Genomic DNA, 12,937 nt, shown 5'->3' on the forward strand with positions numbered 1-12,937 from the left:
CCCCGCCGTTTCCGGCCTTTTTATTCGGTGCGTCGTTCGGCAACTGTGGCCGCCCCCATCCCATGAAAGCAATCAACCGCATCATCGAACGCGCCCGCATTTCGCCCAGGCGCATCGTGCTGAGCGAGGCAGAAGAGCCGCGCATGTTGCAGGCGGCCGAGCGGGCCACCCGCGAAGGCATTGCCCGCATTGTGCTGGTGGGCCCCGCCGCTGGCATCCATGAAGCCGCCGCGCGCGAAGGCGTCGCCCTGTCCGGCATGGAGGTGGTGGACCCGGCTACCTCGCCGCTTGCAGCATCCTTTGCCGAGACGCTGTTTGCGCTTCGCAGCAAGAAAGGCATGACGCTGGACGAAGCGAAACTCGAAATCCTCAAGCCCCTGTGCTTCGCCAATCTGATGGTGCGGCTCGGTCACGCCGACGGCTCAGTGGCCGGCTCGGTCTACACGACCGCCGACGTGGTCCGCACCGCGATCCAGATCATCGGCATCCATCCGTCGTTCAAGCTGGTGTCCAGCTTCTTTCTGATGATGCTGTGCGAGCCCTTCCACACGCTCAAGGGTGGTTTGATCTTTTCTGATTGTGGGCTCGTCGTGGATCCCGATGCCGGCGAACTGGCCGAGATCGCGATGGCGGCCGCCGACAGCGCGCGAAGCCTGCTGATGGACGAGCCCCGCGTGGCCATGCTGTCGTTCTCGACCAGCGGCAGCGCCCGGCATGCGGCGGTCGACAAGGTCGTGGAAGCGACGCGCCAGGTACGGGCATTGCGTCCGCACCTCGCGATCGATGGCGACGTGCAACTCGACGCAGCGATCGTTTCCGAAATCGCGATGCGCAAGATCGAGCATTCGCAGGTGCAAGGTCACGCGAACGTACTGATTTTCCCCAGCCTGGAAGCCGGCAATATCGGTTACAAGCTGGCCGAGCGCATCGGCGGTGCGAAGGCAATCGGCCCCTTGTTGCAAGGACTGAAAAAGCCGGCCAACGATCTCTCGCGCGGCTGCAGCGCCGATGACGTCTACTATGTGATCGCGGTAACCTGCGTGCAGGCACAAACCGCGGCGAAACTCATGAAAACGCAAACGGCTCCGCAGGCGTAATGCCCATGGAGAAGGTGTTGCTCCTGCTCACTCTTATGGGGGCCGCGAGTTATTTTCAGACCATCACCGGCTTCGGTCTCGGCATGATCGTGATGGGGGCGGCCAGCGGCATGAACCTGGCACCCGTGGCCAGTGTTGCCGCGCTGGTGAGCCTCGTATCGCTGGCCAACAGCGCGGTCGCGCTGCCCGGCAAGCTGCATCACATCGACTGGCGCGCGGTGGGCGCCGCAACCCTGGGCATCCTGCCGTCCGTGGTCGCGGGCGTGTTGCTGCTCAACTGCCTGAGCGGCGCGGCCTCCGGTCTTCTGCAATTGCTGTTGGGCGCGGTGGTCCTCTATGGAGGCGTGAGCGCCGCATTGCGCCCGGCCCCACTGCGGGAGCGCTCGGGTAACCACAGCTTCTTCGTGAGCGGCATGTTCGGCGGACTGCTCAGTGGCATGTTCGGCGTGTCCGGACCGCCCCTGATTTTCCAGTTCTATCGCCAGCCCTTGTCGGTGGTACAGATCCGATATGCACTGATCCTCGTCTTCACTGTGACCTCGACGACTCGCACGCTTTTCAGCGCCTACAGCGGACAACTCGGCGCCGATACGTGGACGCAGGCCACGCTAGCCATACCGGTGGTAGCGCTTGCGACGATCGCAGCACGACACTATCCGCCGCCGCTATCGGCCGTGGCAACGCGACGCGTCGCGTTCGGCGTGCTGGTGGTGATCGGTTGCTGTCTCATCCTGTCTTCCCTGCACCAGCTATCACAGTGAGGCCGCGCGGGATCCGCTACCGGACGCCGGCCTGCCGGCGCGCGCCAATCCATCCGACGATCTGGGCGAATAGCTTCATATCCGGTGGCACCGACAGGTCGACGGCCAGACAGCGGCCGTAATACGGACTGAGATCGAGTCCGACGCCGAGGCCCAGCACCTCCACGTCGCGCGAGGCTTCGTGACGCGCCACCACTTCCTTCAGATGGTTGTCGAGATAGTAGGTGTCGTTGGCCTGGCCGGTCGCGCTATCCATCGGACTGCCGTCCGAGATCACGATCAGTATCCGTCTGGCCTCCGCACGAGCGAGCATTCGCGCGCAGGCCCAGTCGACCGCCTCGCCGTCCACGCCTTCACGAAACAGGTCAACCTTGAAGAGCGCGGCAATATCCGCGCGGGCGCGTCGCCAGCTCGTCGCTGCGTCCTTGAACACGAGGTGAGACGTTTCATTGAGCCGCCCGGGATGGCGCGGCCGGCCCTGCGCCAACCAGTCGAGGCGGGCGCGACCGCCGTTCCACGCGCCGGTGGTAAAACCCAGCACCTCGGTGGTCACGCCAGCCTGGTCGAGCGCGCGCGTGAGGATGTCCACCATCATGGCAACCGCCTCGATATGCGCTTTCATCGAGCCCGAGCAGTCGATCAGAAAGCTCACTGCGCAGTCGGCCAACGGTGTATATCGTTCCAGCCGGAACAGGCGCCGCTCGGCCGGCGAACTGACCAGTTGCGCGAGGCGCCGCCCGTCGATGCGGCCGTGCTCTTCGCCGAACGACCAGCCGTCGCGTTGGGCAATCGCAAGCGCCGCCTTCAGCGCATGTGCCAGCCGGGCCACGTTGACGCCCAGGGCTGCGATGCGCTCGTCGAGGCGCTCGCGAAACTCGCTGAGCAACACCTTGCGGACCAACGAGCCGGGATGGATCTCGCGGTCATAACGCGTGGTATAGGCACGATAGCCCTGGTCCGATGCGTCAAGCACGCGGCTGTCGCCGGTGAGCGCAATGGCCATGTCCTCATGTTCGTTGTCCTCGATATCGAACCAGAGCGAAAACGCTGTGCGCGCTTTGTCGTCGTCGGTGTCTTGCAGATCATCCTGTGCCTGCACCTGCTCCGCACGGGCGGCACGGACCATCTCGCCCACCCGCCGCGCCAGTTCGAGCGCATGGACCGCAAACGCGCCCTGCTCCGCGCGATGCCGGCGCAAGCCGGCCAGCGACACGCCAAGCGCCGGCACGATGGCCGCGCGCGTGGCTTCGATCAGCCCCTCGGTGTCTTCCAGCACGGGCCAGCCCGTGAGGCGCGACCAGCAAATCTGCGCCACCGTGTACAGGAGGATGCCCAGATGGTCCTCAGCAAGCCCGGAGCGATAGAAGGCGCGCGACCAGGCCTCGAACCGGTCGCGCAGATTTTGCACCAGGCCCGGCATGCCAGGTGGCGTCTGCGTTTCGCAACGCATTTGCTCTAGCAGCTCGAACACCAGCCGCTCGACCTGATCCCCGGGGCATAGCCGGCTGTGCAGTTGCGGGTCGGAACGCATGAGGCGCAAGGCCGCGCCGTCGGCTGCGCCACGCACGGAAGCGAAATCGTCCACCTGTGGGTTCGTGCGCAGGTGTGGCGCGTGCAGGGGCAGCGGCCGCAGGTCGCGGCACAAACGGCCGTCCCGGTAATGGAGCGCAGCGTCGCCTGTGAGCGCGCGCACCGCCGCCGCGCACAGGGCCTCGCGTTGCTCCGCGCGGCGGAACGCCTGCCGGTCCGTGTTCATCAACGCGATCCCGGTGCGTGCGCTTCGCGGCCGGCTTCGGCTTCGAGTTCACGGCCGAAGCAGCGCTGGAAATACTCGGCCACGATCGATCGTTCGGCCTCGTCGCACTTGTTGAGGAAAGTCAGACGAAAGGCCATGGCGGGGTCACGGAAAATCTGGCAATTCTCCGCCCAGTTGATCACCGTGCGCGGCGACATCAGGGTCGACAGGTCGCCGCTCGCGAAGCCCTTGCGCGTCAGTTCGGCCACGCTCACCATCGATTCGATCAGCACGCGCCCCGCTTCGTCGGCAAGCTCCGGCACGCGCGCGAGCACGATACCGGCTTCTTCCGCACGCGGCAGGTAGTTGAGTGTGGCCACAACATTCCAACGGTCCATCTGCGCGTGATTCAGCACCTGGGTGCCGTGATACAAACCGTTCAGATTGCCCAGACCCACCGTATTGGTGGTCGCGAACATGCGGAAGTACGGGTGCGGGTGGATCACGCGATTCTGATCGAGCAGCGTGAACTTCCCGTCGCGCTCCAGAATGCGCTGGATCACGAACATCACATCCGGGCGGCCCGCATCGTATTCGTCGAAGATCAGCGCGACCGGGCGTTGCAATGCCCATGGCACAATCCCCTCCTGGAACTCGGTCACCTGCAGGTCGTCGCGCACGACAATAGCGTCCTTGCCGACCAGGTCGAGACGGCTGATATGCCCATCGAGATTAACGCGCACGCACGGCCAGTTGAGTCGCGCTGCGACCTGCTCGACGTGAGTCGACTTCCCGGTACCGTGCATGCCCTGTACCATCACCCGCCGGTCACGGCTAAACCCGGCCAGGATCGCCAGTGTCACCTCCGGATTGAAGCGGTAGACCTCGTCGATCTCCGGCACATGATCGTCGCGCTCGCTGAAGGCGGGCACCATCAGGCTCGAATCGATGCCAAAAACGCTGCGTACCGCGACCATTCTGTCGGGTTTGCCAGTCGCGATATCAGTCACGTTGTTCTCCTCTGCGCTTCAGTGTGTTTGCCCTGCATTTCCGGTAATGACGGGCTGCGCCGTCAACGAGCGGTCGCCACCGCATCGAAGGTTTTCGGACGCCGCTCCATCGCCCAGGCTGACCATGCCGACAGCAGTGCCGAGAACATCACATAGCCGCACACGAGCCAGGGCTTGCCGCCATTCATGCGCAGGAGCGCCGTCGCGATGATCGGCGTGAGGCCACTCGCGAAGATCCCCGAGAACTGGTACACGAACGAGATGCCGGTATAGCGAACTTCCGCGTCGAAGAGTTCGGAGAAAAGCGCCGCTTCCGGCCCGTAGACCATCGCATAGAAGATGCCGAACGGAATCACGATCGCGAGCCAGACCGCCATCGTATTGCCGGCCTGACTCTCCATCAGCCAGAACGCCGGAAACACCGAGAGGCCGCAGATAAGCGCACCCCAGCGGTACGTGCGCGCGCGTCCCATCAGATCCGACATTCTCCCGAAGAACGGAATGAAGAAGCACATCACCATGGCGGCAATCATGACTCCAGTGAGTGCTTCGGTACGACTCATCGAAAGACGTTGCGTGAGGTAGCCAATCATGAACACGGCGAAAATATTGAAAAACACGCCGTCGATCCAGCGCGCGCCCATGCCGAGCAGTACTGAACTGCGATAGCGCGTGATCATGTCGAAGAACGGAATTTTCACATCGCGACGGTTGCGCTTGAGCGCGAGAAACTCGGGCGTCTCCATGACCTTGAGGCGGATGTAGAGGCCGATGACCACGAGCAGGAGTGAAGCGGCAAACGCGACCCGCCAGCCCCAAGAGAGGAAAGCCGCTTCCGGCAGCAGTCGTGAAATGCCCGCAACGACGCCTGACGCAAGGCACAAGCCAATCGACAAACCGATCTGCGGCAGGCTGGCGTACAGACCGCGGCGGTCTGGTGGTGCGTATTCGTAGGCCATCAGCACCGCGCCGCCCCATTCGCCGCCAAGCCCAATGCCCTGCAGCACGCGCAGCGTAAGCAGCAGGATCGGCGCCCAGACGCCAATCTGATTGAACGTCGGAACAAAGACCACCCCTGCCGTTGATATCCCCATGATGATGAGCGTACAAATCAGTGCGGACTTGCGTCCGATCTTGTCGCCAAAGTGACCGAAGATCACACCGCCAAGCGGCCGCGTGACGAAGCCAACGGCGAACGTGCCGTAGGCGAGCATCGTTGAGACGAGAGGGTCGTGGGCGGGAAAATAAAGCTTGTTGAACACAATGCCTGCAACGACACCGTATAGAAAAAAGTCGTACCACTCGACCGTCGCACCGATCACGCTCGCAAACGCAACGCGACGCACAACCCGCTTATCGATTGCCATGACGCCTCCTCCGATTATGGCCGTGGGTGTCCGCATAACGCCGCACGTACCGAAGCCCCTTTTTGCCTCCTTGGGGGCGCGAACCTCGCTACCTGCACGCCGCTTTTATCGACCTCGAATACAGCCAGGCAGGCACCGCTCGTTCTGTTTCTTGCCTTGATTTGCCTTCATTGCTTCTGCTTCATTGCCGACGCTTCAGTGGTGGGCCACCACGCTCGGCGGCTGTACTTCTTCGACTTGCCGGGCGTCGGCGCGGGCATCCTCGAGCATCATGTCGGACGCCTTTTCGGCGACCATCACGATCGGCACGTTGGTATTACCCGAGACCAGCGTCGGCATGATCGAGCAATCGACCACTCGTAACCCCTGCGTGCCATACACGCGCAATCGTTCATCGACCACCGCGCCCGGATCGCTCATTACTCCCATCTTCGCGGTGCCCGACGGATGAAAGATCGTCTGGCCGTATTCGCGGCAAAAGTGCAGCAACTCGTGGTCGGTTTGCGCCTGTGGGCCCGGGCGCACTTCGCGCTTCATTAACGATGCCATCGGCTCGGTGGCGGCGACCCGACGCGCGAAACGCACCCCCGCGACTGTAGTGCGACGATCGAGATCGGTGTCGAGATAATTCGGCTGGATGGACGGCGCATCGCGCATGTCGTTCGAGCGGATCCGTACCACGCCGCGCGACTCCGGCCGCAACTGGCAGATCGAATAGGTGCAGCCGGGAAACGAGTGCACGTCACCGCCGGCGGTGTCGGCCGAGAGCGTCGAGAAATGGAACTGGATGTCCGGCGTTTTCGCTTCGTCCGGCAACGCGCGGCAGAACATGCCGCCCTGATTGATACCGACCGAAAGCGGCCCTTCACGAAAGAGCGCCCATTGCAGGCCCATCTTCGCGCGCCCCGTCCAGGAGTGCAGCAGGTCGTTCGTCGTGATCGGCCGGGTCACTTCGTAGGTCAGGCGCACTTGCAGATGGTCCTGCAGGTTCTCGCCGACGCCGGCCCGATTGGCGACCACCGGAATGCCGAACTCGTTGAGCACCTTCGCCGGCCCGACCCCCGAGACCTGAAGCAACTGCGGCGACTGCAGCGCGCCTGCCGTCAGCACGACCTCGCGATTTGCGCGCACCTCCATCACCTTGCCGTGCTGCACGTATCGAACTCCCGTCGCACGCGTGCCTTCGAAGAGGATCTTCGAGGCCAGCGCGTCGGTCTCGATATGCAGATTCGGACGGCTGCGCGCGGGCTTCAGGTATGCCACGGCGGTCGAACAACGCCAGCCGTGCCGCGTCGTCAGCTGATAGTAGCCGACGCCTTCCTGATCGCCCTGATTGAAGTCGTCGACCGTTGGGACGCCCAGGCGATTCGATGCCGCGATGAACGCATCCACGAGCTCGTGGCGTTGCTTGATCGTGGATGCCCACAACGGCCCGTCGACGCCGCGTGTCGGCGACGCGCCCAGTTCGTTGTGTTCAAGCCGGCGGAAGTAAGGCAAACACTCCTTCCAGCTCCAGCCACGATTTCCAAGCGCCGCCCAGTGGTCATAGTCCTCTTTCTGGCCGCGAATATAGATCAGTCCGTTGATCGAACTGCTGCCTCCCAGCGTACGGCCGCGCGGCCAATACAGCTTGCGATCTAGCATGTTCGGGTCCGGGTCTGTGTAAAAGCCCCAGTTGTAGACCGGATGAAACATAGTCTTTCCGTAACCGATCGGGATATGGATCCACAGAAAGCGGTCAGGCGGACCGGCCTCGAGCAGGCACACCGAGTAGCGGCCATTTTCAGAAAGGCGGTTGGCCAGCACACAGCCGGCCGATCCCGCGCCGACGACGACGTAGTCGAAACTGCGTGTCATGGATGATGTCTCCGTCCTTATGTTTTGCTTATAAAAACCGGTAGGTTTCGTACCACTTTATTGGATCACTGTTTCTAACTCAAGAAAATCCGGTTACGATTGAGTAATCCGATACCTAAACCGACTTTTTTGTTTCACTTTTGATCCTGTTCGAATGCGCTCATCCGGGTTGTCACTGATCCGTTCGCGCTGCCTTCATCTTCATCCGCCTCGGGAAGGTAAATGAAAGACATCGCGCGTCCCCCCTCTCCTCCTCACGAACCCGCCGACGACACCCGCGTGCTGCGTGCCCTCAACGTGCTGGAGCAGCTCGCGGCTGCGGGACATCCGTTTTCGCTCTCTCAGCTATCCTCACGTCTGCTGATTCCGAAGGCGACCCTGATGCGCCTGATCGACGCGCTCGAAGCACGGGGTTACGTCACGCACATGCCCGATTCGCGCGGCGCCGACCGCGCCATCGCACTCGGTCCAAGCGCCGCCCAGCTCGCGCTGACCACGCTCGCGAACAGCACGTTTACGCGCGCTTGCCGCTCGTTGCTGCGCACGCTCGTGGATGCGCTCGGTGAGACCTGCAATCTCACCGTCCTCGACGGCGATACCGTGCTCTACGTGGAGCGCGTCGAGACGACTGAACCCCTCCGGCTGCACATGCAACCGGGCACGCGCGTGCCGTTGCACTGCACCGCGAGTGGCAAGCTGTTTTTGTCGCAGATGGCGCCGGCCGAGCGCGGGCTCGCTATTCGGCGTTTGCAACTCAAACAGATGACCTATCGCACCCTGACCGATGCAGATCTTCTTGAAGCGGAGCTGGACCGGCTCGCTGTGCGTGGCATCGGTGTCGACAACGAGGAATTCGTGCGCGGCATGGTGGCGATCGCGGTGCCGGTCCGCAACGTCGAGGATGGCCGTGTACTCGCGGCCCTGGCGGTCCATGCACCCACGGCACGTGCGAGTCTCGAAGATCTTCTGAAGGCGGTACCGAAATTAAAGGAAACTGCCGTGCGCATTGGACCTCTTCTGCAGCCTGCGGCGACGGCGGTGCCAAAGTAGAACGGCCAGAGCAGCGCGCGCCTCCCGCCTGACGTTGATGCCCAGCGGCAGTCACGGCGACAGGCGCCGCGCAGCAAACAACACGCGTTACCCGGGCTTCAATGGTGGTGCGGGCGATAGTCCACGAATTCCGGTTCAGTGGAGGTGGCCTTGCTGTTTCGGGCTCGCCACGCATACACCAGGAGCAGCACGCCGAGACTCACGACCCCAAGCCACAGCGGTGTACGCTGATCCGGTATGAACGCCATCGCCACCAGAATGCCGATCATGCCGACGATTGCGAACCAGGTGAGATACGGGTAGCACCACATCCTCACCCGCAGCGTTTGCGGCGCCTCGCGTTCGAGCCGGGCGCGCAGCTTCAGTTGCGACAACGCGATCAGCACATAGACGAAGATGGCCACCGTGCCATATGAATTGACGAGGAAGGCGAAAACCGTGTCGGGGGAGACATACGACATGACGACCGACACGTAGCCAAATAAGGTACCGATGAGGATCGCGCGAACGGGTACGCCGCGGCGATTCACTTTCGCGAGGGCGGCAGGCGCATCGCCATGACGGGTGAGCGCAAAAATCATCCGCGACGCGGCATAGAGGCCGGAATTGAGGGCTGACAGCACCGCGGTCAAGACGATCGCATTCATGACGTTTGCAGCGGCCGGGATACCCATCGCTTCGAGCGCGCTGACATACGGCGTGGCCATTTTCGGAGAATCCCAGGGCACCAGCGCAACCACGAGAAGAATCGAACCCACATAGAAAAACAGGACGCGCGTAATCACTGAGTTAGTGGCTCTGGCCACGGCCTTGACCGGTTCATGGGCTTCGGCAGCCGCGATGGTGACGATCTCAGCACCGAAGTAAAAGCCCGTCGCAGCGACTGCACCGCTCAATACCGGACCAATCCCATTCGGCATCAGCCCACCGTGCGACAGAAGCGTGGGCATCACAGCGGTCGTGTGAATCGACGCAGGCCACAGACCCAGCACGTACAGCCCCCCCAGAAACAGAAACACGATGATCGCGGCGACCTTGATGGACGCAAACCAGAACTCGAATTCCCCGTAGCTGCCAACCGAGATCAGGTTGGTCGCGGTCAACACCACCAGCAACACGAGACTGATCGCCCACGCGGGCGTATCCGGTAGCCAGAACTGAACGAGTTTCGCTCCGGCCACCGCCTCGACTGCAACGACGATCACCCAGAAATACCAGTACATCCAGCCGGTCAAGAAGCCGGCAAGTTTGCCGGGCCCGCGCTTACCGGCGAAGGCCAGGCGCGCGTACTCGTAAAACGAGCCGACCGCCGGCATCGCGCACGCCATTTCGCCGAGCATACGCATGACCAGCACAATCAGGCCACCGGTGATCAGAAACGACAAAACGGCAGCCGGGCCGGCTTGCTGAACCACGACGCCGCTGCCGACAAAAAGGCCCGCGCCGATCACACCGCCCAGCGCGATCATCGTCATGTGACGCTGCTTGAGCCCAGTCTTCAATTCACTTCTATTCATTGATGGTTGCATGTCACCTCCACATCCTGCTTATTTCAGCGCCGACTGTACGATTCTGCGTATGCAGTGCCTGCACTCGGGCGCCGTCAATTCCGGATCGAGCGAAGGCGCTTGCGCGCCTCACTATGTGTTGTTTTTTCTGATGACTGAACGTACAGACTAACCCGTCTGCACCGTGCCTGGTCCATGAGGCACATTCGGTGATGAGTGGCGTACCGCGTGGCGCGGTACGCAGGCCGCGCTCAAGGCTTCTCGTCGCGCCGGAAATACATCTGATAGAGCATCCGTTGTCCGATTCGACGGAACGGTGCGAATGGGTGGCCAGGCAAGGGCGAAGTAAAAATCGGCAGCGTCTGCTTCGCGCCTTTGCCGGCTATCCGTTCGGCGAGTCGGCGGCCCGCCTGCTGTGAATACGACACGCCGTTGCCGCCGTAGCCCAGTGCGTAATAGACCGACTGCTTCGGATCGGGCTGACAGACGCGCGGCATCATGTCGTGACTCACATCCACCCAGCCCCACCACGAGTAGTCGATCGCAACACCACGCAATGCGGGGAACTTGCGCCCCATCCCTTCGACCAGCAGATCGTAATGGCTGGAGTTCGGCGCATCGGCCCCGGTAATCGCGCTACGGCTGCCGATCTGCAACCTGTTATCCGGCAGGAAGCGATAGTAGAAACGCAAGGTGCGGGTGTCGGTAAGAACCTGCGTCGTGCGAAAATTGCATGCGGCGATTTCCTGCTGCGTGAGCGGACGCGTCACCATCGAATTAGACAGGATAGGCATCACGCGGCTAGTCAGCGAAGGATGGAGGTTCTGTGCCGTATACGCGCCTGTCGCGATACCGACAGCCCGCGCCCGCACGATGCCACCCGGCGTGCGCAGATGATGTACACCGTCGATGGTTTCCCATGCGACCACCGGACTCGCGGGATGCACTTTGGCGCCCGCTTCGCGCGCCAGCCGCAAATAGCCAAACGCTAGCTTCAACGCATGGATGCCGATACCCTCAGGTTCATGGAGTGCGCCGGCCGCTTCGGAATCGTTGACGAACTCACGGCGAAACGTTGCCTGATCGAAAAGCTCGGACGGGTAACCGAATACGTCCTTCCAGACTTTTGCTTCGGCGGCGAGTTTCGCCATCATCCGCGGCCGGTGTGCAATCAGAAAGTGCCCGCCTGGCTGCGGATCGCAATCGATTTCCGCTACCAGTGACTTGAAATTGTCGAAACCCTCCTGGATCTCGTCGTGCATTTTCAACGCGACGTCTTTACCCCATCGCTCGATCCATTGGGAGCGCGACAAACGTCCCGAAGCATTCTGGCCTTGTCCGCCATTGCGGCTGCTGCAGCCCCAACTGGTTTTGTTAGCCTCGAGAACCACGGCCTTGATGCCATGCTCGCGGGCCAGACAAAGCGCGGTTGCGAGCCCGGTATAGCCCCCACCGATGATCGCAACGTCCACGTCGATATCTTTCGTGATCGGCCCATCGTCGGGCGGCGGCGTACCGGCGGTCGCGACCCAGTAGGTCGGAGCGTATTGCTTGCCCTGCCCTGGTCCTGGCGACACCAGCGGGTCGTAGGTCGGATCATATTGCGTGGCGCTGTCCTGTCCCACAGACAATCCCCCGCCGACCCGTGTGATGACACTGTGTTCCATGCGAAGCTCCTCGTCGGTATCAAACGCTCTGCTTCGGACGTTCCTTGCGGAAGGCACGCTTGACCGCGATCAGTCCATCACGAAACTCGAAGAGGTCGCAACCTTCTGCTTCGATGCGCCAGCCTTCCGCATGCGTGCCGGTGAACACCCATTCGGACACACCGCGTTCATCGATGACATAGTGACGACCTTTTCCCCAATGTGCATCCGGGAACGTCTTGAAGACCGCTTCGAATGCTGCGCGTACAGCGTCGCGGCCGACGAAACGCGCGCCATAGACTTCGCTTCCGCCCGCTGCGTCGAACACGCAGTCTTCGGTCATGAAAGTCATCAGCGCGTTCGCGTCGTGACGGTTGAACGCGTCGGAAAATGCAGCGAGCGTTTCCGCGGTAACCATAGGGGTGGACGTTTGTGTAGTGGCCATGCATGCCTCCTGCTCAATGATATTGGGTCAGTCTTGTGACGTCGCCCTAGCGGCGATCTCTCGTGAAAAGTGTAAGTTTTGCGTGGGCTTGACGGTAGGGCCAGTGCACCGGTTTCGCCTGGTGCAGCGGCCCTGGTCCGGATGGCGTGAGTGAATCAATGGCTGTGTCTCGCCGGGAGGCTGCGGCACGCTAGCTCTGGTTCACTGCTCGCGTACTGTCGAGGCGACGCTTCACCGCGTACTCGTCTTCATCGGTAAAACGTCCGATCAGGACGATCGTCGATCCGGCCGCTGCGCTGCCAGAAAATGGCAACCATCTATCGCAGTCTCTTCATCCAGGCCCGTGGCGCCTTGAAGAAGGAATTGCTCGAACACTTGCGGCGCACCCGGGCCATGCGCCGTTCGCGCCACCATACGCAGAAGACGGACGATCACGGCAGGATTCGCGACACGGTGTCGAT

The 12,937-nt window shown here is 62.2% G+C and carries 10 protein-coding genes and 1 pseudogene; 4 read left to right on the forward strand and 7 right to left on the reverse strand.

The window, feature by feature from the left end; genetic code table 11:
* The first annotated feature begins 62 nt into the window (after positions 1–62).
* Together pta and P0D89_RS35845 are read left to right on the forward strand one after the other, a co-directional pair.
* Positions 63–1,097 (forward strand): phosphate acetyltransferase, encoded by a 1,035-nt coding sequence (gene pta, locus P0D89_RS35840; RefSeq protein WP_408365353.1) that lies wholly within the window; start codon positions 63–65, stop codon positions 1,095–1,097.
* A 5-nt stretch (positions 1,098–1,102) separates the two neighbouring features.
* Positions 1,103–1,858, forward strand: a complete 756-nt coding sequence (locus tag P0D89_RS35845) for a TSUP family transporter (RefSeq protein ID WP_408377957.1) — start codon at positions 1,103–1,105, stop codon at positions 1,856–1,858.
* Between the two features lie 16 nt (positions 1,859–1,874).
* On the opposite strand, the gene P0D89_RS35850 is transcribed toward P0D89_RS35845, so the two are convergent.
* The 4 genes from P0D89_RS35850 to P0D89_RS35865 form a co-directional block, all read right to left on the reverse strand.
* Positions 1,875–3,614: a cobaltochelatase CobT-related protein gene (locus tag P0D89_RS35850; RefSeq protein WP_408365352.1), complete on the reverse strand. Its 1,740-nt coding sequence runs from the start codon at positions 3,612–3,614 to the stop codon at positions 1,875–1,877.
* The gene (locus tag P0D89_RS35855; RefSeq protein ID WP_408365350.1) at positions 3,614–4,603 is read right to left on the reverse strand and encodes an AAA family ATPase; all 990 of its coding nucleotides are present in this window, start codon (positions 4,601–4,603) and stop codon (positions 3,614–3,616) included. The genes P0D89_RS35850 and P0D89_RS35855 overlap by 1 nt, the downstream gene beginning before the upstream one ends.
* Positions 4,604–4,665: 62 nt before the next feature.
* Positions 4,666–5,970, reverse strand: coding sequence for an MFS transporter (locus P0D89_RS35860; RefSeq protein WP_408365348.1), 1,305 nt, complete (start codon positions 5,968–5,970; stop codon positions 4,666–4,668).
* A gap of 195 nt (positions 5,971–6,165) precedes the next feature.
* Positions 6,166–7,827 (reverse strand): GMC family oxidoreductase, encoded by a 1,662-nt coding sequence (locus tag P0D89_RS35865; RefSeq protein ID WP_408365346.1) that lies wholly within the window; start codon positions 7,825–7,827, stop codon positions 6,166–6,168.
* 222 nt (positions 7,828–8,049) lie between these two features.
* Between P0D89_RS35865 and P0D89_RS35870 the strand changes: the two genes are divergently transcribed.
* Positions 8,050–8,877, forward strand: a complete 828-nt coding sequence (locus P0D89_RS35870) for an IclR family transcriptional regulator (RefSeq protein WP_408365344.1) — start codon at positions 8,050–8,052, stop codon at positions 8,875–8,877.
* A gap of 98 nt (positions 8,878–8,975) precedes the next feature.
* Here P0D89_RS35870 and P0D89_RS35875 read toward each other — a convergent pair whose 3' ends face one another.
* From P0D89_RS35875 to P0D89_RS35885, 3 genes are all read right to left on the reverse strand, one after another.
* Positions 8,976–10,406 (reverse strand): amino acid permease, encoded by a 1,431-nt coding sequence (locus P0D89_RS35875; RefSeq protein WP_408365342.1) that lies wholly within the window; start codon positions 10,404–10,406, stop codon positions 8,976–8,978.
* A 230-nt stretch (positions 10,407–10,636) separates the two neighbouring features.
* Positions 10,637–12,052: an NAD(P)/FAD-dependent oxidoreductase gene (locus tag P0D89_RS35880; RefSeq protein WP_408365340.1), complete on the reverse strand. Its 1,416-nt coding sequence runs from the start codon at positions 12,050–12,052 to the stop codon at positions 10,637–10,639.
* Between the two features lie 19 nt (positions 12,053–12,071).
* On the reverse strand, positions 12,072–12,476 hold the full coding sequence (locus P0D89_RS35885) for a nuclear transport factor 2 family protein (RefSeq protein WP_408365338.1): 405 nt from the start codon (positions 12,474–12,476) through the stop codon (positions 12,072–12,074).
* A gap of 312 nt (positions 12,477–12,788) precedes the next feature.
* Between P0D89_RS35885 and P0D89_RS35890 the strand changes: the two are divergent.
* Positions 12,789–12,937: pseudogene (locus P0D89_RS35890) on the forward strand (IS30 family transposase); the annotation flags it as partial.

Origin of the sequence: Paraburkholderia sp. RL18-085-BIA-A, from assembly GCF_046027075.1 — a bacterium.
GTDB lineage: Bacteria > Pseudomonadota > Gammaproteobacteria > Burkholderiales > Burkholderiaceae > Paraburkholderia.

Coding starts and splice junctions, on each gene's coding strand:
- pta (WP_408365353.1), top strand. CDS start 63: ATGAAAGCAATCAACCGCATCATCGAACGCGCCCGCATTTCGCCCAGG.
- P0D89_RS35845 (WP_408377957.1), top strand. CDS start 1,103: ATGGAGAAGGTGTTGCTCCTGCTCACTCTTATGGGGGCCGCGAGTTAT.
- P0D89_RS35850 (WP_408365352.1), bottom strand. CDS start 3,614: ATGAACACGGACCGGCAGGCGTTCCGCCGCGCGGAGCAACGCGAGGCC.
- P0D89_RS35860 (WP_408365348.1), bottom strand. CDS start 5,970: ATGGCAATCGATAAGCGGGTTGTGCGTCGCGTTGCGTTTGCGAGCGTG.
- P0D89_RS35865 (WP_408365346.1), bottom strand. CDS start 7,827: ATGACACGCAGTTTCGACTACGTCGTCGTCGGCGCGGGATCGGCCGGC.
- P0D89_RS35870 (WP_408365344.1), top strand. CDS start 8,050: ATGAAAGACATCGCGCGTCCCCCCTCTCCTCCTCACGAACCCGCCGAC.
- P0D89_RS35875 (WP_408365342.1), bottom strand. CDS start 10,406: ATGCAACCATCAATGAATAGAAGTGAATTGAAGACTGGGCTCAAGCAG.
- P0D89_RS35880 (WP_408365340.1), bottom strand. CDS start 12,052: ATGGAACACAGTGTCATCACACGGGTCGGCGGGGGATTGTCTGTGGGA.
- P0D89_RS35885 (WP_408365338.1), bottom strand. CDS start 12,476: ATGGCCACTACACAAACGTCCACCCCTATGGTTACCGCGGAAACGCTC.